Below are 24,283 nucleotides of genomic sequence, written 5' to 3' on the forward strand. Positions count from 1 at the left end.
TTATTACTTACCAAGTATCTATTTTTTTTGATGTTATAAAATGTTTTCTTACTATTTAAACTATTTTGTAGATCCGCTTTTATTAGGGGTATTCGCACAACTCTTTTTTATATTTAATATTCCATTCATTTCATTAACATCTCTTTATCCTGAAGATAACTAATCGGATATTATTGATATTCTGCATAACAAAAAAAACGCCCCGGTAAACAAATAAGACCGGGGCGCAACAGGAAGAAATAAAATGATTATTGGTGTTGATAGGTCTCCGTGTGGACGCCGTTAATGTACAGCTGGCGCTGCTCGCCCGCCGGCAGGCGTAGCGTCGCGTGTCGCCAGGCGGGCTGATACCGCCCTTCTGACGTAAACGTCACGTCAATCCGTTGGCTATCCGTGCGGATTTCCCAGCGCAGCCACAGCGCGTTTCCTTCACGCCATTGCCACGTCTCACCATCATCTTCAAACAGTAGCCCGCTGTCCGTGCCGCCAGCGACAGGTGGGAAGAGCAGGAATTCACGCTGATCATCTTCATGCGAGCTGACGTGTGCCGTTCGTCCCGACAGCGGGATCATCGCGCCCGCCCGGACCAAAAGCGGTAGGCGTTCCAGCGGCGCATCCAGCACGATAGTCTGTCCGCCGCTAAACCACTGGCCGGAATGAAAGTCGTACCAGCCTGACGTATTCGCTGGCAGATACACCGTGCGCTGGCGCTGCCCCGCTTCAACCACGCTGGCGACTAGAATGTCTCGTCCCAGCATGAAATCGTCGGTTTCTGCCAGCGTCGTGCTGTCCTGCTCGTGGTCGAGGAACGTCGGGCGCAGCATCGGCTCATCGTCCGCACTGGCCTGCCACAGCAAGGTGTAAAAATACGGCAGCAGACGGTAACGAAGCTCAATGGCGCTGCGTATCGCAGGCGTTACCGCGGGATACATCCACGGTTCGTTCACCGTATGGTCGTCATTCCAGGAATGAATGGTGAAACGCGGGTGCATCACGCCGTTTTGTACCCAGCGCACAAAAAGCTCGGCGTCCGGCTTATCGCCCGAAAACCCGCCGACATCGTGCCCGACATTAAACAGGCCAGACAGGCTCATCCCGATTCCCATTCGTGTGTTGTAGCGCAGCGTCTGCCAGTTGGTGCGGTTATCGCCGCTCCAGGTCTGCACATAGCGCTGCATTCCCGCACAGCCGGAACGCGAGATCAGATAAGGACGCAGCGTCGGCGCAAAGCGCTGCTGTGCCTCCAGCGAGGCGCGCATCATCAACAGCGGCATCAGCGGGCGAATATGTTTGATCGCCATCGTTTCGCCGAATCCGTGGCATCGGGCTTCGCCATCCCAGACTTCATATTCGTTATTGTCATTCCATGTCGAATCAATCCCTTTCTCCAGCAGCTGCCGGGTGACGTTCTCCTGCCACCACGCCACTGTTGCCGGGTTGGTGAAATCAAGGTGTGAACCTTCATCGTCCCAAAAGCTAGAGCGCTCTGGCACATCGGATTCGGAATCGCGGATAAACAGCCCCTGCGCCGACACCTCTTCATATTTCGGGTGATCTTGCAGTAAACAGGGTTTGATATTGGCAGCCAGTTTGAGGCCCGCATCGTGGAAGGCCTGCGACATCACCTCCGGCTGAGGGACTTTGTCGTAGTTCCAGTTAAACACATAGCGCTTATTGTTAATCGACGTGTAGCCGGACGAAAGTTGGAACGAATCACACGGAATGTTGTGCTCTCGGCACAGCGCGATAAACTTCATCAGCTGCTGCTGTGCATCCGGTGCGTCGGTGTAATGCATAGTGGAACCGCTGTAGCCGAGGCTCCACTTTGGCCCAAAGAGCGTCTTCCCCGTCAGCCGAACGAACGCTTTCGTTACATCCAACACGCGCGGCCCGATGAACAGGTAATAGTCGAGATCGCCCGCCTCCGCCTGATAGCGCCGATAAGCCAGATGATAGTTATCGATTTCATTGCCGAGATCGAGCCAGGTCGTGCTCAGATTATCGTAAAACAGGCCGAAGCTGACATCGTCACGTCGGGTAATGGTAAACGGAACATGCTTATACAGCGGATCGGTGCTCGCCGCGTTGTAGCCCATCGCATCCAGATTGCGGAACTCAAACCGGCGTCCGGTGCGTTCAAGATCGCCAGCCTTCTCACCCAGCCCGTAATAGCGCTCCGTCGCGAAACGGCGCTGATAGTGCGCCACGCCGTCACCGTGTGAGTTCAGCAGATAAGCGCTGGTGGGTCGATCGGCGGCAAACGGCTGCCACTCACCCTGTTCATCGCGGTACTCCCACGCCAGCCATAGCGGCTGATGAATCGTAATGCGCATCCGCGCGGTGCTGATACGCAGCGCATCGTCCAGCTGTTCCAGCGAGAATCCCGGCAGGCTGAAACCATCGCTGCTTTCGCGGTTGCGCCCTTGCCAGGGAACATCCTGCTGCGGTGCGATACTCCAGGTACGATTCAGCTTCAGCTCGCCATGCTGTTTAACTAGCACGCGAGCCAGCATCGGTTCCAGCACGTACAGGCGAAACACATGTTTGTCGTCCACCAGCAGTTCAACATGGTCGGCGCTCTGATGGCGGAACACCCAATTTTTCAACGTTTTCATATAGCATCCTTTTCAGGAGAAAATAAATGAGCCGTTATGCCTGCGACCGCGTTTTCCCACGACGTTCAGCAATAAATGCGATCAGGAAGATGGCACCGATCAGATCGAAGAAGCCCATCGCGACAAACAGCGGGTTAAACCCGATTTTGTCGGCGGTGACGCCAATCAGCAGCGAGAACAGGAAGCTGGCAATCCAGGCAAACGAACCGCGCATCCCGTTCACCGTTGCCATCTGCCCTTTATCAAACGATTCCACGACCAGTGCGCTCAACATGCAGGAAATCACCTGATGACCAAACCCACCGATGGAAATCAGCAGAATCGCCACCCACGGATCTTTACTGATAGCAACCAGCGCCAGCGACAGCATCAAAAACGCCCCCGTAACCGAACTCGCCACAATCGAGTTGACGCGCGAACAGCCGAACCAGCGAACGTAGAGCCGGGTGAGGTAGCCGCTGGCAACGCTGCCGAGATCGGCGGCAAGGAACGGCAGCCACGCGAACATCGCAATTTGTTTCAGATCCATCCCGCGTTCATTCGCCAGATAGAGCGGCACCCAAAAGCTGAGCACGGCCCACGCGGGCTCCGCCATAAAGGCTGGAATCGCGATACCATAAAAGCGTTTGTTTTTTGAGACAGTTTTCAGTGCGGTGAAGAAAGGCAGTTTGACCGGAGGTGCCTCATTGTCCTGACGGATGAAATCCAGCTCCTCTCGGCTTAAATTCGGGTGATCTTCGGGGTTGTGGTAGAACAACCACCACAGCGCCACCCAGAGCAGCGCCAACCCACCGGTGAACATAAACGCACCCTGCCAGCCCAGATAGGCATGCGCCACAACGATAATCGGCGGTGCCAGCATCGCACCGATGGAAAAACCGACACCGGCCCAACCTGCCGCAATCGGGCGTTCCTTTTTAGGGAACCATTCGCCCAGCGTTTTGGCATTCGCCGGTGTCGCCGCCGCTTCTGACGCGCCCATAAAGAAACGCAAGATCGCCAGATGCAGCCAGCTTCCCGCACCCGCGTGGAAGATACACATCAGCGCCCAGATCACCGCGCAGATCATAAAACCCATTTTCAGACCGATGACATCGATCAGCCAACCGCAAATCGGCTGGAAAATGGTATAGGCCAGCTGGAATGCACCTACAATCCAGGAATATTGCTCGGTGGTGATGCCCATACTGGTTTTCAGTTCCGGTGCCAGAATGCCCAGCGAATTACGGGTGATGTAATTCACGGTAACGCCGAGCAGGAACAGGCCCAGCACCCACCAACGCAGGTTTCTGAATGTCCGTTTACCTTTGGTAGCGATGGAGGACGAATTGATATCGAGACTCATGGTGACTCCTTTACAGGAAAGTAGGGTTACATTGGTCTGATATCTCGACGGCATTTTTGTATTTATAGCCTATCGAACAATCAAACCATTTTCATATCATTGTATTTATTGAGTTAAATCCTGTTTTACTGCCTCTAACCACTGAAATTGGTTTACCAAATCGAGAGTAGAACAATTGAAAATCGTGAAACACTCACTTTTTTGAAAACATTTTCATGCTATGGTCAAAATGCAGACAAAAACCTGCCTATCGCGCCTGAAAATAGGTAAAAGACAGCCATGAAAACTTTGTCATTTTCGAAGGTGAACGGGATCACAAAATGAAAGGAAACCTGAAAATACGCGAAATTGCGCAGCGGACGGGCTACTCGATCAGTACGGTCTCACGCGTGCTGTCTGGTCAGTCCAATACCAGCGAGCAGGCAAAAGCAGACATTCTCAACTGCGCCCGCCAGTGCGGCGTACTGGCCGATCTCGCCAACGGCCGCCTGCTGTTGAACGGACTCACTATCTTCGCCCCGCCGCGCGCTTTTGATATTCGGTCCGACATCTTCTACCACAAAGTGGTACAGAGCATCATTGATGCCCTGAAGCCACACGATGTGCGAGTGCGGTACTGTGGACTGGAGGAAAATGACAGCGATGCGGCGCTATTTTTAGACAAAATGCGCGATCCGGCCACGGAGGCGGCGCTGCTGATTGGCATCGACGATCCCTATATTCACGCGCTGGCGGCGGACAGCGGTAAACCCTGCATATTGATTAACTGCATTGACCGTAAGATGCGATTGCCGGGTGTAGCACCCGCACATCGCTTGATAGGCGAGTTCTCCGCCCACTATCTCTTCGAGCAAGGGCACCATACCGTGTTGACGCTGCTGTGCCTGCGTCGCTACACGATGGAATTGCGTCTGGACGGGATTCGGGATGCCTATCAGCACCATAATCTGCCGTTTTCTAGCGAGGACAATTTGCTGGCGTTGGATAATTTCAGCACGGCAGACGCCGAACAGGCGATGACGGCCTTTTTAGCCCGCTGCCCGCGAGATAAATGGCCTACAGCTATTCTCGCAGGCGGTGATTTCATCGCGGTCGGGGTGGTTAATGCTTTGACCAAAGCAGGGCTACGCGTGCCGCAAGATGTCTCAGTGATGAGCATGGATGGCTTCAATCTGTCGGCCATTCACGACGTCCCGCTCACATCGGTGCATGTGCCGCGTGAGGCGCTGGGCGAAGAAGCCGTCAGGCTATTGCAATATCGCCTGATCCGCCCCGATGCCCCGGTTGGCAACCTGTTACTAAACGGTACGCTGGTGGTTCACCAGTCCGTCAGGCGACTGCGTGCCAGTAAATCAGTGGCACCGGTACAGGATGAAAGCCTCTACGACTGAGCCTGCAACCACACCTGCGCCGCGTCAAAGAAGTTCTGCGCCAGCGGCGTCGCTCGGCCAGCCTGCGCGACAACGACAGCCGCGCGGCGGCGCATCGGCGGAAATTGCAGCGGTCGCAGCGTTAATGCCGGCGTCATGTCCGGGATCAGGCTGCCGTGGGGCACAATGCCGCACCCGAGCCCGACATAGGCACTTTGGATCAGTTGGAGAACAGAAGAACTTTCCACCTTGACCCACGGCGAGATGCCCATTTCACGGAAATGGCTATCCAGATAGCGACGGAAATAGCGGCTTGCTTCCGCCAGACAGAGCGGAACCGCGGAAAGCGCAGCGAGAGGCAGCGGCGTCTCTCCTACTAGCTGTGGAAAATGGTGCGGATGGAACAACAGATCAACGCCCTGCTCCGTCAGCGGCGACGCCTGAAAGTGCAGTTCCTGTAGCGTCGAAAACTCAAAAAAGCCGATGCCGACATCCACCGAATGCGCATTCAGCGCTTCCAGTAGCTGATCCGCACTGAACAGCGAGATCTGAAAATCCAGCTGCGGGTAAACCTTGTTCACCGCTGCCAGCAGGCTCGACAGCGCGATACTGCTTTGCGGCACCGCGCCGATGCGTAATACGCCGCTCACACCGCGTTTCAGCGACGCCACTTCCAGCTTTAGTCCCTGATAAACCGAGACGATTTCCCGCGCCCAGGCCAGCACGCGTTCACCTTCGGCGGTAAAGCCTTCAAAATTGTTACCCCGATTGATTAACGCCAGATCCAGCTCTCGCTCCAGATTTTTCAACCGCATGGAGAGCGTTGGCTGACTGACAAAACTGGCTTCCGCTGCCCGGCCAAAATGGCGCTCTTTCTCCAGATTGCACAGGTATTGCAGTTGCTTAATATCCATCGTCAGACTCTGTAGTGGGTAAGCGACAAGTATACTCTGATAAATAGCCTCTATCCCACCATAGCCGCATTTGATTAGACGCGATCGCCGACGGCACCTAAACTTCCCTCAAGAGCAAATATTTAAAATTTTGTTCACATAAAAAAAACATCATCACCTGCGGAACATGTCATGAAATTCAAACCATCCATCAAGCCATACCGCAATGCGGCTGGCGGCTGGGGCTCATTGGAAGCCACCACGCGCTTTGTTCTCGACAGCAAGCAAGCGCTGAAAAATATCCGAAACTTGTTGCGGGTCAATAAATCGAAAGGATTTGATTGCCCCGGCTGTGCCTGGGGGGATGACAACAGCAGCACGTTCAGTTTCTGTGAAAACGGCGCGAAAGCGGTCAGTTGGGAAGCGACGTGCAAAGCGGTCGATCTGGATTTTTTCGCCGCCCACAGCGTCACGACGCTACGCCAGCAGAGCAACTATTTCCTTGAGTATCAGGGCCGTTTAACCCACCCGATGCGCTACGACCGTGCCAGCGATCGCTATGTCCCTATCGACTGGGATGCGGCGTTTGCGCTGATCGCTCACCATATCGGTAACATGGCACACCCTAATCAGGTGGAGCTTTATACGTCTGGCCGTGCCAGCAACGAAGCGTCTTATCTGTATCAGCTTTTTGGCCGCATGCTAGGCACCAACAATTTTCCTGACTGCTCGAACATGTGTCATGAAGCTAGCGGAATCGGTCTGAAACAGAGTATTGGCGTCGGTAAAGGCACTATCCGGCTGGATGATTTCGAACACGCTGACGCGATTTTCGTCTTCGGGCAGAACCCTGGCACAAATCACCCACGTATGCTGCACAGCCTGCGCCATGCCGCCGATCGCGGTGCGCACGTCGTCTCGTTTAATACGCTACGCGAGCGCGGTCTGGAACGTTTTGCCAATCCGCAGAATCCGCTGGAGCTGCTCACGCCGCTGTCTGGCACCATTAGCGAAACCTACCTGCAACCCAATCTGGGTGGCGATATGGCTGCCGTGCGCGGCATGGTCAAAGCGCTGCTGGAAACGCATCGCCAGCGCCTGTCCGCTGGGGAAACGGGCTTATTCGATCAGGATTTCTTGTCCACGCATACCCAACAGGTGGACGAATACCTTGCCGTTGTCGACGCCACCAGTTGGCAGAAAATCGAACAGCAGTCCGGCCTGAGCGAAGCGCAGTTGCGTTATGTCGCGGCGATTTATCAGCAGTCGCCGCGCGTGATTTGCACCTGGGCGATGGGGATTACCCAGCACAAGCATTCCGTCGCCACCGTGCGGGAGATTGTGAACCTGCAACTGCTGTTCGGGCAGCTAGGGAAACCGGGCGCGGGGCTGTGTCCGGTACGCGGTCATAGCAATGTGCAGGGCAACCGCACCATGGGGATCGATGAGAAACCGACGGCTGCGTTTCTCGATCGTCTGGCCGCACATTATGACTTCACACCGCCTTACGCCGCAGGCCACAACACGGTAGAAGCGCTGGAAGCGATGTTGCGTGATGAGATAAAAGTGCTGATCGCGCTGGGCGGTAACCTCGCCGCCGCCGCACCGGATTCGGCACGCACCGAAGAAGCGCTCAGCCGCTGCGATCTAACCGTACATATCAGCACCAAGCTCAACCGCAGCCATCTGGTGACCGGCAAAGTCGATGCATTGATTCTGCCGACGCTCGGTCGTACCGATCTCGATATGCAGGCCAGCGGCGCGCAGTTTATTACCGTCGAGGATTCCTTCAGTATGGTGCACGCCTCGCAGGGTGTCGGGCAGCCGCTTTCACCGTTGCAGCGTTCAGAGACAGCGATTGTTTGCGGTATTGCCAATTCAGTTCTCGGCAATGAAAAGCTCGACTGGTTGGCGCTGGCGGACGATTACTCACGTATCCGTGACCATATCGCCGCGACGATTCCCAACTTTACCGATTTTAATGCCAACTGCGACCTGCCGGGCGGATTCTATCTCGGTAACGCCGCGGCTGAACTGCACTTCAATACCCTCAACGGGAAAGCGCAATTCAGCCATGCCGCACTGCCCGACACGCTGTTTCCGCAGCTACAAGGCAGCGATGTACCCTTTACGCTGCAAACCCTGCGCTCACACGATCAGTACAACACCACGATTTATGGTCTGGATGACCGCTATCGCGGCGTGTACGGACAGCGGGAAGTGCTGTTCATGCACCCGGATGACATCAGCGCGTTAGGGTTGGAAGACGGCGATTTGGTCGATATCGAAACGCTGTGGAACGATGGTATTACGCGTATCGTCAACGGCTTCAAGCTGGTGAGCTACGCGATTCCGCGCGGCAATCTGGCGGCCTATTACCCGGAAACCAACCCGCTAGTGCCGTTGTCCAGCTTCGGGGATGAAACGCATACGCCGACCTCTAAGTCTGTGCCAGTTGTCGTTCGTCGCAGTACGCAGGCGGAATCTCTGTTGCGTATCGCCTAAGAACCTGCTCAGTAGGCTATTTTATTTGCCATTTTGAACCTGGGCAGTGCTCAAAATCCTCACGTACTACGTGTACGCTCCGGTTTTTCCGCGCTGTCCGAGTCCAAACTGGCTGCACCAATAACGCCTACTGAGATAGGTTCTACATCATAACTCGCATTGCAAAACCAATGGCGTGCACGGCAGGTGGACACACTCCAATCAGCGTTGACTTTACTCGGATTTCTCCACGCTTCTACCGCCGTTCGGCACCCACGTTACCCCCGATTATTCTTGCCGCCAGCACCCGATTCGAGTAAAACTGTGAGTTGCTAATTGAGCTACCCACAACCGTATTTCTGGACGCTATGTTTCAAGATAATCCGCTGCTTGCACAGCTAAAACAGCAACTTCACTCTCAGACACCGCGTGTTGAAGGTGTCGTCAAAGGCACCGATAAAGGATTTGGCTTTCTTGAAGCTGACGGACAAAAAAGCTATTTCATTCCCCCTCCGCACATGAAAAAAGTGATGCACGGTGACCGGATTACCGCCACCCTGCATACGGAAAAAGAGCGGGAAATTGTCGAGCCAGAAACGCTGATCGAACCCTTCCTTACCCGATTTGTTGGGCGCATCCATAAAAAAGACGATCGCTTATCCATTACGCCTGACCACCCGCTGCTGAAAGATGCCATCCCTTGCCGCGCCGCGCGTGATGTCACGCACGATTTTCAGGAAGGCGATTGGGCTGTAGCCGAAATGCGCCGTCATCCATTGAAGGGCGACCGTGGATTTCATGCTGAACTGACGCAGTACATCACGACAGGCGATGACCCGCTGGTGCCATGGTGGGTGACGTTGTCACGTCATAATCTGGAGCGCATGGCCCCAGAGGTTGAAGCGACTGAGCGCCATGATGGCGAACTCGTCCGTGAAGATCTCACTGCATTAAGTTTCGTCACTATCGACAGCGCCAGCACTGAAGATATGGACGATGCGCTATACGTGCAGGACAACGGCGATGGCTCGCTGCAATTAACCATCGCGATTGCCGATCCGACCGCGTATGTCGCGGCAGATAGCGAGCTGGACAACATTGCACGCCAGCGCGCCTTTACCAACTATCTGCCTGGCTTCAACATCCCGATGCTGCCACGCCCGCTGTCGGACGATATCTGTTCCTTACGCCCGGACGAGCGTCGCCCTGTCCTCGCTTGCCGCGTGACGATTGCCGCCGACGGTGCGCTGGGTGACGACATTCACTTCTTTGCCGCCTGGATCGAGTCCAAAGCCAAGTTAGCGTATGAAAACGTCTCTGACTGGCTGGAAAATCAAGGCGAATGGCAGCCGCAAAACGACGCGATTGCCGAACAAATTCGTTTGCTGCACCGCCTCTGTCTGGCTCGTAGCGAATGGCGCACCACCCACGCGCTGGTGTTTAAAGATCGCCCGGATTACCGCTTCCTGCTGGGTGAGAAAGGCGATGTGTTGGATATCGTGGTTGAACATCGCCGCATCGCCAACCGTATCGTTGAAGAATCCATGATTACAGCCAACGTCTGTGCGGCCATTGTGCTGCGCGATAAGCTGGGCTTCGGCATCTATAACGTGCATAACGGCTTCGATCCTGCCTCGATCGAACAAGCGGTTGCCGTGCTGGATACCCATGGTGTTCAAGCTGACGCGCAAGCGCTGTTGACGCTGGAAGGATTCTGTACGCTGCGCCGCGAGCTGGATGCACAGCCGACGCAGTTCCTGGACAGCCGCATTCGCCGCTTCCAGTCCTTCGCGGAAGTGAGCACCACGCCGGGGCCGCACTTTGGTCTGGGGCTGGAAGCCTACGCCACCTGGACATCGCCGATCCGTAAATACGGCGACATGGTGAACCACCGTTTGTTGAAAGCGGTTATCACCGGACAAGCCGCAGAAAAACCACAGGACGACGTTACGGTACAGCTGGCAGAACGCCGCCGCCTTAACCGTATGGCTGAGCGTGATGTTGGCGACTGGCTGTACGCCCGCTACCTCAAAGACAAGGCCGGTACGGATAGTCGCTTCAATGCGGAAATCATTGACGTCACACGCGGTGGCCTGCGCGTTCGCCTGCTGGATAACGGCGCAGTGGCGTTTATCCCGTCCTCCTTTATTCACGCCGTACGCGATGAGTTGGTGTGCAGTCAGGAAATGGGCACCCTCTCAGTGAAAGGCGACGTGGTTTATCGTCAGGGTGATACGCTGGACGTGGTTATCGCTGAAGTGCGTCTGGAAACGCGCAGCATCGTGGCAAAACCTGCCGCCTAAGTGCCATGCCGCCGAGACATCTCGGCGGACATGCCCCCCTCATCACAGGAGTGTTCCCGATGAAGAAAATGACAATCGGTACATCCGCGATACAGGCTTCCAACATTGCGTTGGGCTGTATGCGACTGGCGAAGAAAAGCACGAGTGAAGCGGCTGACATCCTCAATGCTTCCGTCGACGCAGGCATCGATTTCTTCGATCACGCCGATATCTATGGCTCAGGGTTGTCAGAAGAGATTTTCGCCGCTGGTTTACAGAAGACCGCCATCCGCCGGGAATCCATTTTTCTGCAATCCAAATGCGGCATTCGTCAGGGCTTTTTTGACTTCTCTAAGGCGCACATTATCGCGTCCGTCGAAGGTAGCCTGAAACGCTTAAAAACGGACTATCTTGATACGCTCCTGCTGCACCGCCCGGACACGCTGTTCGAACCCGATGAAGTCGCGGCCGCTTTCGATGAGCTGGAAAACAGCGGAAAAGTGCGCCATTTCGGCGTCAGCAATCAGAACCCGTTGCAGATTGAGCTACTCAAGCAATCCGTACGCCAGCCACTGATCGCCAACCAGTTGCAGTTCAGCATCATGCACACGGGTATGATTGATGCCGGCTTTAACGTGAATATGACGAACCCGGCATCGGTGAATCACGATGGCGCGATTCTGGAATACAGCCGTCTGAATACCATGACGATTCAGGCCTGGTCGCCCTTCCAGTACGGCTTTTTTGACGGTGTTTTCCTCGATAACGAGAAATTCCCTAAGCTGAACGCCACCCTTGATCGCATCGCTGAGCAACATCGCGTCACCAATACCGCGATTGCCACCGCGTGGATCTTGCGTCACCCTGCCGCGATGCAGGTGATTATCGGCACCATGAGTCCGGAACGTATCCGTGACATCGCAGCGGCGTCTACCCTGTCGCTCAGCCGCGAAGAATGGTACGAAATTTACCGCGCTGCCGGGAACGTTCTGCCTTAAGCGCACAGGCCCTACGTCTCGGGTAACGGGAATGCGTTACAAACTGGGCATAGGGCCGCGTTCAACAAAGGTCGACAGGACAATATAGCTACGTGTGCTGTCGACACCTTCCACTTCCTGTAGCTTACCTAACAGTTCCTCTAAGTCTTCCGTATCTCGGGCACGAACCTTGAGCATGACGCCACAATCTCCGGCAACGGTATGAAATTCTTCAATTTCCGGTAAATCACTCAGTGCCAATAAACGTTTAGTGCTCACGACATTCTTCGTGTTTACCAGCACAAAGGTTAATAAGGTCCGACCGATCTTACAGCCATCAATCTTTGCAACGGTACCCTTGATGACCCCGTCCTTTTTTAGCCGCTTCACTCGCTCATGCACGGATGGCGCTGAAAGATGTAGCGCTTCTCCTAAATCGGCATAGCTTCGACTGCTGTCGGTTGCAAGAAGGGCTAATATCTTTCGGTCCACTTCATCCAGTTTTGCGGGGATATGCTTTTCTTGCCTAAGCACATTCGTTTTTTCTTTTTCATTAGTCATTTTGTTTTCTTACCCTAATGGTATTAGGCATAATTTATCACACTCAAAATTTGTTAGACATAGGGGATATCATGCCTATTGCTTTATGGGCCCTGGTTATTGGTGCTTTTGGTATTGGAACGACAGAATTCATCATCGCGGGTTTGTTGCCCGCAATCGCTACCGATTACGGAGTGACGATCCCTGTGGCGGCATATATGGCCACCAGTTACGCGCTTGGGGTTTTTGTGGGCGCGCCGGTACTTATTATTCTGGGTTCTCGGCTACCCAAAAAAACGATGCTGGTTTTTCTTGCCGGGCTATTTGTGCTGGGTAATCTGGTCACTGCCATCGCACCGTCTATAGGCATAGCGATCGTCGGACGTATTATCACGTCCCTGACACACGGTGCCTTCTTCGGGATTGGCTCTGTTCTCGCCGCTGAGATGGTGCCCAAAGAGAAGCGCGTAAGTGCCATCGCCTTCATGTTCTCCGGCCTGACGGTCGCGAACCTTATCGGCGTGCCAGTGGGAACCTGGATTAGCCATCAGTTTTCCTGGCAAGCGACGTTCTACGCCATCACGGTGATTGGTGTCGCCACTGCGGTCGGCGTACTGGTGCTTATCCCTTCCACCGCTAAACCCAAAGCGCAACATATCGGGCATGAGTTTGCCGCATTCGGCAACTCAAAAGTATTGCTATCCATGGGCATAACTATCCTTGGCCCCGCAGCTTTCTTTACCTCAATTACGTATATCGCGCCCATGATGACGGAAGTGGCCCACTTCTCAGAAGGATCGATTACCTGGCTTTTGATGGTATTTGGTTTGGGCTTGTTCGTTGGAAACTGGCTGGGCGGGCGTTTCGCTGACAAAGCGCTCATGCCGATGTTGTATGTCACGCTGTTTGGGCAGGCTGCTATTTTGTTCATCTTCCATTTGACGGCCAGCAGCCAGATTGCCTCAGTATTGTGCATCTTCCTGATGGCCGCGTTTGGTTTTGCAACTGTCTCTCCCATTCAGAAACTGGTGATGGACAAAGCAAGAGCCGCAGGTGCCCCCACGCTGGCCTCAGCGGTCAATATTGGCCTATTTAATCTTGGTAATGCCCTCGGTGCCTGGGTGGGTGGGAGCGTTATCGCCAGCGGCTTCGGTTTCACTGCGCCAAACTGGGCGGGTGGGATTCTGTCGCTGAGTGCGCTGCTTCTTGCTATCGCGGTTAGTGTGGTCGATAAACGAAGCAGCACGTTGACAGAATCTTTAGAATGCCATTGATCAAATAGACGTCGCATGCAGAAATGCGCGGGTTACATCACCGCGCATTTCTAATGATGATGATGTGCATAGGCTCACGTTCCCCCACCACACGCTAAAGCCGATTATTTATCAGGTAGAGTCCTCTGGTTTTTACCGCACCTATTTTTACCTTTTTTGCCGTTCTCGCACGTTAGCCATTGTTTACCCTTTAAGTTTCTTTACAGAAATTCACGTTCGCTCACATTTTCTCATCCATTCCCTTCTCTTCGCCATTAAACCCACTATTGTTAAATTGCATTAACACCCGCGCTATACCTTTTCTGAATAACGAAGGAGCCGTTGTTATGAGTAACGTAAAGAGCATTGTGATCTGGCTGCTAGTCGGCCTGGCGGGCGCCTTTTCGTTCGCCACGCTAGCGCTAAGCCGCGGTGAACACGTCAATGCCGTGTGGTTGGTTATCGCGGCAGTCTCGTGTTACAGCATCGCCTATCGGTTTTACAGCCTGTTTATCGCCAAAAAAGTGTTTGAGCTCGACGATCGCCGACTGACACCGGCGGAGCGTCATAACGACGGTCTGGATTACGTTCCCACCAATAAATGGGTCCTGTTCGGCCACCACTTCGCCGCTATCGCCGGGGCTGGGCCGCTGGTCGGGCCGATTCTCGCCGCACAGATGGGCTTCCTCCCCGGTACGATCTGGATCTTGGTCGGCGTCATGCTGGCGGGTGCCGTGCAGGATTTTCTGGTGCTGTTTATCTCAACCCGCCGGGACGGTCGTTCTCTGGGTGAGATGGCAAAACAGGAACTGGGCACGTTCGCGGGTATTATCACCATGCTTGGCGCGCTGGGCGTGATGATCATCATTCTCTCGGCGCTGGCGCTGGTCGTCGTTAAAGCGCTGGCAGAAAGCCCGTGGGGTTTATTCACCATTGCCGCCACCATCCCTATCGCGCTCTTCATGGGCGTTTACATGCGCTTTTTACGTCCGGGCAAAATCGCTGAAGTTTCTATCATCGGCTTTGTGCTGATGATGCTGGCGATTGTCTACGGCGGTAACATCGCGGTACACCCTTACTGGGGGCCGTTCTTCACATTGAAAGGGACGTCGCTCACCTGGGTTCTGGTGATTTACGGCTTCGTGGCCTCAGTCCTGCCCGTCTGGCTGCTGCTGGCACCGCGTGATTATCTCTCTACGTTCCTGAAAATCGGGGTCATTGTCGGGTTGGCCTTCGGTATTGTGTTCGCCATGCCGGAAATGAAAATGCCTGCCGTTTCCCGTTTTATTGACGGCACCGGCCCGGTCTTCTCCGGTACGCTGTTCCCCTTCCTGTTTATCACCATCGCCTGCGGCGCGATTTCCGGCTTTCATGCGCTGGTTTCCAGCGGCACCACGCCGAAGCTGGTTGAACGGGAAAGTCATATCCGCTTCATCGGCTATGGTGCAATGTTGATGGAATCCTTCGTGGCGATTATGGCGCTGATTTGTGCCTCGGTTATCGAACCGGGTATCTACTTTGCCATGAACTCACCTGCCGCCTTGATCGGCACCACAGTTGAGAGTGCCTCGTTAGCCATCAATAACTGGGGATTTGTGATTACCCCACAGGAATTGAGCGCCATTGCCAATGACGTTGGTGAAGCCTCTATTCTTTCCCGCGCCGGCGGTGCGCCGACCTTCGCGGTGGGCATGGCCTATATTATTACCGAAATCTTTAACAGCCGGGCGATGATGGCATTCTGGTATCACTTCGCGATTCTGTTTGAAGCCCTGTTCATTCTGACTGCCGTTGACGCCGGAACGCGCGCTTGTCGTTTCATGGTTCAGGATCTGGTCGGGATTGCGATTCCAAGACTGGCTAACAGCCGCTCCTGGCTGGGGAATCTGGCGGGTACAACCGTTGCCGTTTCCGGTTGGGGATTCTTCGTCTATCAAGGCGTGATCGATCCGCTGGGCGGCATCAACACGCTCTGGCCGCTGTTTGGTATCGGTAACCAGATGCTGGCCTCGATGGCATTGATTCTCGGCACCGTGGTGTTGTTTAAGATGAAGAAACAGCGCTATGCGTGGGTGACTATCGTGCCTACCGTCTGGCTATTTATTACGTCGATGACGGCGGGTTGGCAGAAAATCTTCCATGAGAAACCGAGCATCGGCTTTCTGGCTCAGGCAAAACGCTTTGCGGCGGGTATTGAACAGAACACACTAATTGCACCAGCCAAGTCGATTAAAGACATGGAAACCATCGTCTTCAGTAATCAGATCAACGCCGCGCTGTGTGGGTTCTTCATGCTGGTAGCGGTGACAATGCTGATTTCAGCCTTCTTCGTCATTCGTCGTGCAATGAATAGCGATGTCCCAACGGCAAAAGAGAGCCCGATTGTCTTACGAGACGGCGCTCAGCCTTAAAGCCATCGGCGTAACCCTTCGATCCCTCCCTCGCGGAGGGATTTTTTATGGCATGCCATCTCTGGGCAACACCCTTACGGATTTAGCACGGAGCATGTGCCGTTCAGGAGCGAAGTCATCAAGCTCCACAAATAACACTAGCGCCGCATGGGCGGCGCTAGTGGCTTAAAGGGCATGAGGAAGGAACCGCTGCGGTTTATTGTCCGTAATACGCGTTTTTGCCGTGCTTGCGTAAGTAGTGTTTATCCAACAGCGTTTGTTGCATCTCACCCAACTGAGGCGTTAACTGGCGTGAGAAAATCCCCATGTAGGCAAGTTCTTCCAGAACAACCGCGTTGTGCACCGCGTTATCTGCATCTTTCCCCCACGCAAAGGGGCCATGCGAGTTAACCAATACGGCCGGAACATCCACTGGTGAAATGCCACGCTGGCGGAAGGTTTCGACGATCACCGTTCCCGTATCCCACTCATAGCGGCCGTTGATTTCCTCGTCCGTCATCAGGCGTGTGCAGGGAATAGGACCATAAAAATAGTCCGCGTGCGTCGTTCCCCAGGCGGGGATATCTTTGCCCGCTTGCGCCCAGATCGTGGCATGGCGGGAATGGGTATGCACAATGCCGCCGATCTCGGCAAATTCCAGATACAGCACGCGGTGAGTATCGGTATCTGACGACGGTTTCTTCGTCCCTTCCACCACCTTGCCACTTTCCAGCTCAACGACAACCATATCCTCCAGCGTCATGGCCGAATACTCCACGCCGGAAGGTTTGATCACCATCAGGCCGCGTTGCCGATCAACCGCGCTGACATTTCCCCAGGTAAACGTCACCAGATTGTGCTGCGGTAAGGCCAGATTGGCTTCCAACACCTGTTTTTTTAGCGTTTCTAACATATCAGCCTCCCCTCGGCGCGATGACACCATTTTCACGGCCTGACGAGCTGGTCGCTATGGGCTAAATCGCTAAAGACCTAGCGGTGTTCTGCTATGGGAAAAAGAAAGAGACACCCCACAGAATTGGGCAAAAAACAGCCAACTTTATCAATTGTTGCTATCGTTAACATAACGCTGGGGAATTAAGAGTTTTTACCTGTTGCAGTTTTTTCCGATGATTATACTCGTCATCAAGCAGTAGAAGGCCGGTTTCTTTATTTAATACCGTAAAAAGCACGTTGTTCGATATTTTCCTCACAAGAAACGTGAGGCCAAGAGCAGAAAGGGGAATAAAATGAAATTAAACAAACGTTTTGCGACAGCCGCGCTGGCCATTACGCTTGCTGTAACGCTAGCGGGCTGTTCAAACATGTCCAAACGTGACCGTAATACCGCGATTGGTGCCGGTGCGGGTGCAGTCGGTGGGGCTATCTTAACGGATGGCGGAACATTAGGAACGCTGGGCGGAGCAGCTATCGGCGGGTTGATTGGCCGTCAGGTCGATAAATAACGAATTCGTGAGCAGCAGGTTCACGGGAGTAAACCTGCTGCTTTTATTTTATATGCTTTAGCCACCAGCCAGCTTAACCTTCATGCCTTTCGCTTCCAGAAGCTGTTTTAGCAGGTCGCGTTTATCTCCCTGAATTTCGATCACGCCGTCTTTGACCGACCCGCCGCAGCCACATTTCTTCTTTAATTCAGCCGCCAGCTTATCCAGTGCGGCATCGTCAAGATCGAGACCGCTAATCAGGCATACGCCTTTTCCTTTACGTCCACTGGTCTGGCGCTGGATACGCACGATGCCATCACCTTTTGGCCGAACGACATGTTCTTCTTCCGGCTTAATTCGCCCGGTTTCTGTGGAGTAAACCAGTTGGCTATTCTCGTCGCGACGCAGGCTCATGATGCCGCACCGTTTAACAATGAAGCGCGAATCTCCCGCAGCGTCTGTGCCGGATCCGCCGATTGGGTGATCGGACGTCCAATCACCATATAATCGACGCCAGCCTGCTGTGCCTGAACCGGCGTCATGATGCGGCGCTGATCGCCAACGTCGCTGCCAGCCGGACGAATTCCTGGCGTGACCAGCTTAAATGCCTGTCCGCATACCTGCTTCAACCGCTGCGCTTCATGCGCGGAACACACCACGCCATCCAGCCCGCTGTTGTGCGTTAACACTGCCAGTCGTTCCGCCTGCTCCGCCGGACTGACGGTAATGCCGAGCCCGCGCAAATCGTCTTCGTCCATGCTGGTTAACACGGTCACGGCAATCAGCAGCGGTGCATCGTTACCAAACGGCACCAGCGCTTCTTTCGCCGCTGTCATCATGCGCGAGCCACCGCTGGAGTGGACATTCACCATCCACACGCCAAGATCGGCGGCGGCCGCAACGGCGTGAGCGACGGTGTTCGGAATATCGTGGAATTTCAGATCGAGAAACACATCAAAGCCGCGCTGTTGTAGCGTCTGCACGAACTGTGGGCCAAATAAGGTAAACATCTCTTTGCCTACCTTCAAACGGCAATCCTGCGGATCGATACGGTCAACAAACGACAGCGCCGCCTGCTGACTGGCATAGTCCAGCGCGACCACAATCGGGGAGGATACCGTTTGATTCTCTTGCTGTAGATTCTCGTTTTTCATTCGTCACCCAGTTTCTTGCGAAGCCAAAATTCCCGCCGCATTCTACATGCCTCGCCCCTGAAATCCCAGCCGCCTGAAGACCAATGCGGTTAAAGAAGCCAGCTGGCACCGAAATCCTATGCAGCTATTAGTATGTTGTAACTAAATAGCATGAAACAACACTCGCTCGATAGCGTGAAACGCTACTGGCCGTCGAGCCCACGGATCGGCTTGATGCTAGCCCAGGTACGGCAGGAAGGACATTGCCAATAGAGTGATTGCGACGTAAAACCACACTTGCGGCAACTGTAGCGGGGTTTGGTGCGAATCTGTTCGCCGACCATGTCGCGCAATCCCTGAAGATTCTCTTTTGTGCGTCCGTCTTCTGCTTCATGCAGGTGAAAATCCATCAGGCGATGGAACACGCGCATCGTAGGATGGCGTTGAAGCTGGCGGTTAATATAAGCCTGTGCCACCTCGGCTCCCTCTTCTCTTTCGAGAATGTCGGCCAGCATCAATTCCGCCGTCGCACCGGTATTTTCTTCTACGCAGCGTCTGAGGAAATTCTCCCAATCCAAAGGCTTATCTAAATGCTGATAGCACTCTTGCAGCATCGGCAGCGTTTCGCTAACCAGTTCTTTATCCTGCTCGAGAACCTGTCGCAAGGATTCCACGGCGCGTGAATAATCCTGCTGCGCCATGTAGATGCGCCCCATCATGATAGACGCACGGGCGCACTGACTGTCCGCCGTCGCCCCTTTTTTCAGGAGCGTTAGCGCCTTATCCAGATCGTCACTGCCCATCGCCAACAGCGCCAATTCACAGTAAAAATGCGCGATATCCACGCGAAGCTGGTCTTTTCCCATCTTGACCAGTTTTTCAGCCACTTCAATTGCCGTCGGCCAATCGCTGGTCGCCTGATGGATCTGCAAGAGCTGCTGCAAGGCGCTGCGTCGAAAATCTTCTTCATCCACCAACTGGTTGAAACTTTCTTCGGCACGGTCATACAGTCCTGCGGCCATATAGTCACGGCCCAGCTGTTGCACCGCCAGCAGGCGCTGTTCAAAGGTTAACGATGCGCTTTCGGTCAGCGCCTGATGGATGCGAATCGCACGGTCAACTTCACCGCGCGAACGAAACAGGTTGCCGAGCGTGAGGTGGGCTTCAAAGGTGTTGCTATCATCCTTGAGCATGTCGAGGAACAGCTCAACCGCCTTATCCTGCTGGTTGGACAACAAGAAGTTAACCCCGGTGACATACTCTCGGGACAGGCGGTTGGATTCCTGCTCTTTGTCCTGCTGCGCACTTCTGCGCCCCATGTACCAGCCGTACGCGGCGGCCACGGGCAGCAACAGAAACAGCAGTTCTAACATAGAGAGAATTCCTTAGTGGGTGACCGTCTGCACTGGCGCCACGTTCTCCTCGGTGGAGGTAGAAAGCTGTTGTTCCAGACGCTTGATTTTACGTTGTGCACGGCCAAGCGCAATGCGCTGACGCAGATAAAACAGACCACAGATAACCCAGCCAAGGGCAAAACCCAGGGCAAACAGCGTGGCAAGCAGTGTGGAGATACGATACTCCCCCTGTGCCAGCAGGTAGTTAAATGTCACAACCTGATCGTTGTGCGCACCCAGTGTGACAGAAATGATGAATATCGCCAGCACGAGTAAAAAAATCAGCAAATATTTCACATTGTCCTTCCTGTGATATCCAGTAACCGGATGAATTATGCCAAATTTTGGCGACAAACCCTATTAAATTACCATGTCCAACGCGGACAGGGAAATCACGGCGTCAGCCCGATTTTTTGTCGCCGCACTTATCACCACACTTCCACTGTACAAAAGTCAAAAACAAGAACCGTGCTCCGCTGCCGTCTGCGCTTGTTATTTATTCTGTGCTGAATAAAAATGACAGCAGCAAGTCAGCAAGGGGAAAAGTCATGTCAAAGCAGGACGAACAGCGATTATTGGTCAAGATCGCTACGCTCTATTATAGCGAAGGGATGAAACAAGCAGAAATTGCCACCTCACTCCATTTGTCACAGTCTTTTGTCTCCCGCGCTATTACGCGCTGTGTTAAAGAAGGTGTGGTCAAAATCAGCGTAATTCAACCCCCGAACATGTTCATGGGGCTGGAAGCCGCGATTCAGAAGCGCTACGGCATCGATCAGGCTATCGTGGTGGATGTCGCCGATAACGCTACGCTGGCGCAAATCAAGCAGGCAATTGGCTCTGCGCCGCGCACACTATGTTCAAACCAGTATCCGCCCTGACGATCTCGTTGGTATCTCGTCCTGGAGCAGCACGCTCCGGGCGATGGTGGACAGCCTGCATCCGCAAAGCGTCAAGGCTCAGGGCGTCATCCAACTGTTGGGCGGCGTCGGGCCGAATGGCAATGTGCAGGCGACGATCCTGACGCAAACCTTAGCCAATCAGCTCAGTTGCCCCGCTTACCTTTTGCCCGCGCAGAGTATCGAACGGTCGGTGGAAGATCGCGCCCGTTTGGTGACCAGCGATGAGGTTTCCAGCGTGGTTGATAAATTCAGCGAGGTGAGTCTGGCGCTTGTCGGCATCGGCGTGCTGGAGCCCTCACAACTGCTGAAAAATTCCGGTAACTACTATCACGAAGCGATGTTGCAACAGCTGGCCGAACGCGGTGCCGTGGGCGATTTATGCCTGCATTATTACAACGCGGAAGGCGAACCGGTGTTGCAGGACGATGAAGATCCGGTGATTGGTATGGCGCTGCCACAGCTACGTCAGTGTCCGCGCGTAGTGGCGTTAGCGGGCGGCGTCGAGAAAAGTGCCGCGATTCGCGGTGCCTTAACCGGGCACTACGTTGATGTATTGATTACCGATCGATTAACCGCCGAGACGTTGATCTAACGTACTCATCACTCGTGGTGAGCAATAAGAGTAACGTCAGGCGCGGAATGCTTCCCCTGCTCCGCGCCTGACGTGGCGTGATTACTCGTTAACGTTAATGGATGACAGCAACGCATCCTGCACAATCCGCTGCGCCTGTAACGGATTCTGCGCTTCCTGCGCCGCCTGAAGCGCTGGGATATCCAGCTTGTCCAGTGCGCGATAGATGTGTTTCAGGAAACGGATAGATAGCTGCGCCGCCTCAACGTGGTTCTCACGGAACGGGAACTGATCGAGCTGCCAGACACCCTGCCAGTTGTTGATTTTCAACACGTAGAAAAATTCGAAGATCTCGGTCATATGCACGGTGCCGACCACCAGATCGTCATCCCAACCGCGCAGGTTGTCGTTTACATCCATGCCGAACAGACGGCCGCGATCGATAATCAATTGGGCAGAATCGGCCGGTGATTCGCCGCCATACAGCGCATGTCCGAAGTCCAGCAGCACGCCGACGTTATCCAGCCCGATATCTTCAATACCCAGCAGCGTTCGCGCGGCAGAATCCCAGGTCATTTTCACGCGCGGTTCACGCGGCTTGTACTCGATAGCGAATTTCACATCGGGGTTAGCGCCTGCCAGATCGCGCATGCCGTCAACCGCCAGCTTCCACAGGTTTTTATGGCTGACCTGGAACGGATAATCCCAGCCATCCTGACCCGGCCAGACTTTGACATAATTCGCGCCGAGTTCACGCACAATGCCTGCAGATTCGTGCATTAATTCAAACGCTGCCGCTCGGGCCGCTGGATCGGGGTTGGTAAAAGCACCGCGCGACCACTTTTGCAGATAAATTTCCGGCGTGATACCAATCGCCTTCAGTCCCGCATCTTTCAGCGCATCTTTTACTTCGCTGAGCGTCACGCCCGGCGTGAAGGGATAAGGCAAGTCGACATAGGAAAGTTCGCCGACCTCTTTCGCCGCTTTAATCTGATCGATCGTGCTCAATGCGGGGCCGTAGCCGTCCACCGCGTAGCGGTCGATATAATTCGCAAAATGCCACAAACCGGCACCAAATTTAGGGTAGTTATACGTTGCCATAAAAGTCACCTCATTGATTTCTGATGGTATTGAGCTGCTTATCTTTTCTTTCGTATCGGATAGGTTCTTACTACTAACATTTCTTACTGCTAAAAACGGTTATGACTTGGACCGCAAGCGTGCACGCGCTACCGCCGTGCGCCACTGTTGATAGCTCTCCAAAACCCCGTGGTTGGTCGTCGACGGTTCGATGACTTCCACTTCTCTGGGCAGCGCGGCGATCTGTTCGTTGTGCTCCCACCACCCCAGCATTTTCCCGCCCAGATAAGCCGCACCCAGCGCCGACACTTCCGCGTTATGGTTGCGAATCAACGGGCGCTGCAAGAGGTCGGCCTGAAACTGCATCAGCCAGCGATTTTGTGTCGCGCCACCGTCAACGCGTAGCGCGGGTAACGCGGCCTGCGATGCCTGTTCCATCGCGAAAAATACATCGGCAATCTGGTAGGCGATGGCTTCCAGTCCTGCACGGGCGATGATGGCGGGCGTGGTGGCATCACATAATCCACACAGCAGGCCACGCGCTTGCACATCCCAATAGGGCGCGCCCAGCCCGGATAGCGCAGGAACAAAAAAGACGCCCTGATTAGACTCGGCGCTAAGCGCCAGCTCGGTAAGTTGCGTAACAGAAGGGATGCCCAGCATCTGACCAATCCAGGAAAATCCCGAACCCGTGTGGGTAATGTTGCCTTCCAGCGCGTAGCGCAGTTCGCCATCGTGCCAGGCAATCGTGGTGCTAAGCCCTGCGGCCTGTTGATGCGGCGTGTTGATAGTGGTCATCAGCGACGAGCCAGTGCCGTACGTTGCCTTGATTTCACCGCTTTGAGTGATGGCCTGACCGTACAGCGCTGCATGAGAGTCGCCAATCAGTGCCACAATCGGTACGCCAGCGGCAAGCCCGCTGATGCCGGTCACGCCAGTGTGACCGTGTAACGCCGAGGACGGCGTAACGGCAGGCAGGCACACACTGGGAATCCCGAACAGCGCCAGTAAATCCTCATCCCAGCAGCCGCGGTGGATATTGAACAGTTGGGTTCTTGCCGCGTTGGAATAGTCGGTGGAATACGCTAGCCCACCGCTAAACTGCCAGTTAAGCCAGCAATCCACCGTTCCGATGCACAACTCCCCCTGCATCGCCCGGGCGACACCGTCCGGCAGTTCTGCCAGCATGGCGTGCAGTTTGGCGGCGGGAAAAAGCGGATCGACCTGTAGCCCGGTACGGGATTCGATCAGACGCGCCTCTGCACTGTCTTGCAATGTCTGACAGAATTTCTCGGCGCGTCGATCCTGCCAGCTGACCAGCGGCGTCAACGGCTTTCCGGTTCGCCTGTCCCAAATCAGTACCGACTCACGCTGGTTACTGATCGCTACGCCTACCACTTGAGCCCGATGTAATGGCGACAGGCAGGCTTCTGCCGCCTGACAAACCGCATGCCAGATCGCCATCGCATCCTGTTCGGCTCTGCCCGGCTGCGGGTGCGTCACCTGCAAGGCGACTGCCGCCTTAGCCAGAATGCGCCCCCGTTCATCGACGGCAATCGCCTTGGCGTTCGTCGTCCCTTCATCGATTGCCAAAATAACCGGCGTAAACATC

At 54.5% G+C, this 24,283-nt stretch carries 18 protein-coding genes and 1 pseudogene; 8 read left to right on the forward strand and 11 right to left on the reverse strand.

What is annotated here, in order from left to right:
- Positions 1-248: 248 nt before the first annotated feature.
- The gene (locus H4F65_RS04060) at positions 249-2,615 is read right to left on the reverse strand and encodes a glycoside hydrolase family 31 protein (RefSeq protein WP_010276722.1); all 2,367 of its coding nucleotides are present in this window, start codon (positions 2,613-2,615) and stop codon (positions 249-251) included.
- A gap of 34 nt (positions 2,616-2,649) precedes the next feature.
- Positions 2,650-3,960 carry an MFS transporter gene (locus H4F65_RS04065; protein WP_010276719.1) on the reverse strand — a complete coding sequence of 437 codons (1,311 nt, stop codon included), beginning with the start codon at positions 3,958-3,960 and terminating at the stop codon, positions 2,650-2,652.
- 320 nt (positions 3,961-4,280) lie between these two features.
- Between H4F65_RS04065 and H4F65_RS04070 the strand changes: the two genes are divergently transcribed.
- Positions 4,281-5,351 carry a LacI family DNA-binding transcriptional regulator gene (locus H4F65_RS04070; protein WP_010276714.1) on the forward strand — a complete coding sequence of 357 codons (1,071 nt, stop codon included), beginning with the start codon at positions 4,281-4,283 and terminating at the stop codon, positions 5,349-5,351.
- On the opposite strand, the gene H4F65_RS04075 is transcribed toward H4F65_RS04070, so the two are convergent.
- Positions 5,342-6,244 (reverse strand): LysR family transcriptional regulator, encoded by a 903-nt coding sequence (locus tag H4F65_RS04075; protein WP_010276710.1) that lies wholly within the window; start codon positions 6,242-6,244, stop codon positions 5,342-5,344. The genes H4F65_RS04070 and H4F65_RS04075 overlap by 10 nt on opposite strands.
- Positions 6,245-6,415: 171 nt before the next feature.
- On the opposite strand from H4F65_RS04075, the gene H4F65_RS04080 reads away from it, so the two are divergent.
- The 3 genes from H4F65_RS04080 (at position 6,416) to H4F65_RS04090 (ending at position 11,987) form a co-directional block, all read left to right on the forward strand.
- Positions 6,416-8,728, forward strand: coding sequence for an FdhF/YdeP family oxidoreductase (locus tag H4F65_RS04080; RefSeq protein ID WP_010276708.1), 2,313 nt, complete (start codon positions 6,416-6,418; stop codon positions 8,726-8,728).
- Between the two features lie 347 nt (positions 8,729-9,075).
- A complete protein-coding gene (locus H4F65_RS04085; RefSeq protein ID WP_010276705.1) occupies positions 9,076-11,010 on the forward strand; it encodes an exoribonuclease II in 1,935 nt (644 codons plus the stop codon).
- 59 nt (positions 11,011-11,069) lie between these two features.
- The gene (locus H4F65_RS04090) at positions 11,070-11,987 is read left to right on the forward strand and encodes an aldo/keto reductase (protein WP_010276701.1); all 918 of its coding nucleotides are present in this window, start codon (positions 11,070-11,072) and stop codon (positions 11,985-11,987) included.
- Between the two features lie 36 nt (positions 11,988-12,023).
- Here H4F65_RS04090 and H4F65_RS04095 read toward each other — a convergent pair whose 3' ends face one another.
- Positions 12,024-12,527, reverse strand: a complete 504-nt coding sequence (locus H4F65_RS04095) for an Lrp/AsnC family transcriptional regulator (protein ID WP_010276699.1) — start codon at positions 12,525-12,527, stop codon at positions 12,024-12,026.
- A 71-nt stretch (positions 12,528-12,598) separates the two neighbouring features.
- Here H4F65_RS04095 and H4F65_RS04100 point away from each other — a divergent pair, with 71 nt between their 5' ends.
- Positions 12,599-13,780: an MFS transporter gene (locus tag H4F65_RS04100; RefSeq protein ID WP_010276697.1), complete on the forward strand. Its 1,182-nt coding sequence runs from the start codon at positions 12,599-12,601 to the stop codon at positions 13,778-13,780.
- Positions 13,781-14,106: 326 nt separating this feature from the next.
- A complete protein-coding gene (locus tag H4F65_RS04105) occupies positions 14,107-16,170 on the forward strand; it encodes a carbon starvation CstA family protein (RefSeq protein ID WP_010276693.1) in 2,064 nt (687 codons plus the stop codon).
- Between the two features lie 196 nt (positions 16,171-16,366).
- Here H4F65_RS04105 and araD read toward each other — a convergent pair whose 3' ends face one another.
- Positions 16,367-17,062 carry an L-ribulose-5-phosphate 4-epimerase gene (araD, locus tag H4F65_RS04110; protein ID WP_010276689.1) on the reverse strand — a complete coding sequence of 232 codons (696 nt, stop codon included), beginning with the start codon at positions 17,060-17,062 and terminating at the stop codon, positions 16,367-16,369.
- 334 nt (positions 17,063-17,396) lie between these two features.
- On the opposite strand from araD, the gene osmB reads away from it, so the two are divergent.
- On the forward strand, positions 17,397-17,612 hold the full coding sequence (osmB, locus tag H4F65_RS04115; protein ID WP_010276685.1) for an osmotically-inducible lipoprotein OsmB: 216 nt from the start codon (positions 17,397-17,399) through the stop codon (positions 17,610-17,612).
- Positions 17,613-17,669: 57 nt separating this feature from the next.
- Here the strand turns inward: osmB and yciH are convergent, their stop codons facing one another.
- From yciH to H4F65_RS04135, 4 genes are all read right to left on the reverse strand, one after another.
- Complete coding sequence (gene yciH / locus H4F65_RS04120) at positions 17,670-18,005, reverse strand: stress response translation initiation inhibitor YciH (protein WP_010276683.1); 336 nt, start codon at positions 18,003-18,005, stop codon at positions 17,670-17,672.
- Complete coding sequence (gene pyrF, locus H4F65_RS04125; RefSeq protein WP_010276680.1) at positions 18,002-18,745, reverse strand: orotidine-5'-phosphate decarboxylase; 744 nt, start codon at positions 18,743-18,745, stop codon at positions 18,002-18,004. The genes yciH and pyrF overlap by 4 nt, the downstream gene beginning before the upstream one ends.
- Before the next feature lie 182 nt (positions 18,746-18,927).
- Entirely contained in the window at positions 18,928-20,097 is a 1,170-nt protein-coding gene (lapB, locus tag H4F65_RS04130) for a lipopolysaccharide assembly protein LapB (protein WP_010276677.1), read from the reverse strand.
- Between the two features lie 12 nt (positions 20,098-20,109).
- Entirely contained in the window at positions 20,110-20,415 is a 306-nt protein-coding gene (locus H4F65_RS04135) for a LapA family protein (RefSeq protein ID WP_010276674.1), read from the reverse strand.
- Positions 20,416-20,666: 251 nt separating this feature from the next.
- Here H4F65_RS04135 and H4F65_RS04140 point away from each other — a divergent pair.
- Positions 20,667-21,612, forward strand: a pseudogene (locus H4F65_RS04140) (sugar-binding transcriptional regulator).
- Positions 21,613-21,693: 81 nt separating this feature from the next.
- Here the strand turns inward: H4F65_RS04140 and H4F65_RS04145 are convergent.
- Both H4F65_RS04145 and H4F65_RS04150 read right to left on the reverse strand, forming a co-directional pair.
- Positions 21,694-22,692: a sugar phosphate isomerase/epimerase family protein gene (locus H4F65_RS04145; protein WP_010276669.1), complete on the reverse strand. Its 999-nt coding sequence runs from the start codon at positions 22,690-22,692 to the stop codon at positions 21,694-21,696.
- A 99-nt stretch (positions 22,693-22,791) separates the two neighbouring features.
- Positions 22,792-24,282, reverse strand: a complete 1,491-nt coding sequence (locus H4F65_RS04150) for an FGGY-family carbohydrate kinase (protein WP_010276668.1) — start codon at positions 24,280-24,282, stop codon at positions 22,792-22,794.
- Position 24,283: the final 1 nt, after the last annotated feature.

The organism is Pectobacterium brasiliense (assembly GCF_016950255.1).
GTDB lineage: Bacteria > Pseudomonadota > Gammaproteobacteria > Enterobacterales > Enterobacteriaceae > Pectobacterium > Pectobacterium brasiliense.

Excerpts from the sequence above, each read along its gene's own strand:
- H4F65_RS04085 (WP_010276705.1), top strand. The coding sequence starts at position 9,076 with ATGTTTCAAGATAATCCGCTGCTTGCACAGCTAAAACAGCAACTTCAC.
- H4F65_RS04150 (WP_010276668.1), bottom strand. The coding sequence starts at position 24,282 with ATGTTTACGCCGGTTATTTTGGCAATCGATGAAGGGACGACGAACGCC.
- yciH (WP_010276683.1), bottom strand. The coding sequence starts at position 18,005 with ATGAGCCTGCGTCGCGACGAGAATAGCCAACTGGTTTACTCCACAGAA.
- H4F65_RS04095 (WP_010276699.1), bottom strand. The coding sequence starts at position 12,527 with ATGACTAATGAAAAAGAAAAAACGAATGTGCTTAGGCAAGAAAAGCAT.
- H4F65_RS04060 (WP_010276722.1), bottom strand. The coding sequence starts at position 2,615 with ATGAAAACGTTGAAAAATTGGGTGTTCCGCCATCAGAGCGCCGACCAT.
- araD (WP_010276689.1), bottom strand. The coding sequence starts at position 17,062 with ATGTTAGAAACGCTAAAAAAACAGGTGTTGGAAGCCAATCTGGCCTTA.
- H4F65_RS04090 (WP_010276701.1), top strand. The coding sequence starts at position 11,070 with ATGAAGAAAATGACAATCGGTACATCCGCGATACAGGCTTCCAACATT.
- H4F65_RS04075 (WP_010276710.1), bottom strand. The coding sequence starts at position 6,244 with ATGGATATTAAGCAACTGCAATACCTGTGCAATCTGGAGAAAGAGCGC.
- pyrF (WP_010276680.1), bottom strand. The coding sequence starts at position 18,745 with ATGAAAAACGAGAATCTACAGCAAGAGAATCAAACGGTATCCTCCCCG.
- H4F65_RS04145 (WP_010276669.1), bottom strand. The coding sequence starts at position 22,692 with ATGGCAACGTATAACTACCCTAAATTTGGTGCCGGTTTGTGGCATTTT.
- H4F65_RS04100 (WP_010276697.1), top strand. The coding sequence starts at position 12,599 with ATGCCTATTGCTTTATGGGCCCTGGTTATTGGTGCTTTTGGTATTGGA.
- lapB (WP_010276677.1), bottom strand. The coding sequence starts at position 20,097 with ATGTTAGAACTGCTGTTTCTGTTGCTGCCCGTGGCCGCCGCGTACGGC.
- H4F65_RS04070 (WP_010276714.1), top strand. The coding sequence starts at position 4,281 with ATGAAAGGAAACCTGAAAATACGCGAAATTGCGCAGCGGACGGGCTAC.
- osmB (WP_010276685.1), top strand. The coding sequence starts at position 17,397 with ATGAAATTAAACAAACGTTTTGCGACAGCCGCGCTGGCCATTACGCTT.
- H4F65_RS04105 (WP_010276693.1), top strand. The coding sequence starts at position 14,107 with ATGAGTAACGTAAAGAGCATTGTGATCTGGCTGCTAGTCGGCCTGGCG.
- H4F65_RS04065 (WP_010276719.1), bottom strand. The coding sequence starts at position 3,960 with ATGAGTCTCGATATCAATTCGTCCTCCATCGCTACCAAAGGTAAACGG.
- H4F65_RS04080 (WP_010276708.1), top strand. The coding sequence starts at position 6,416 with ATGAAATTCAAACCATCCATCAAGCCATACCGCAATGCGGCTGGCGGC.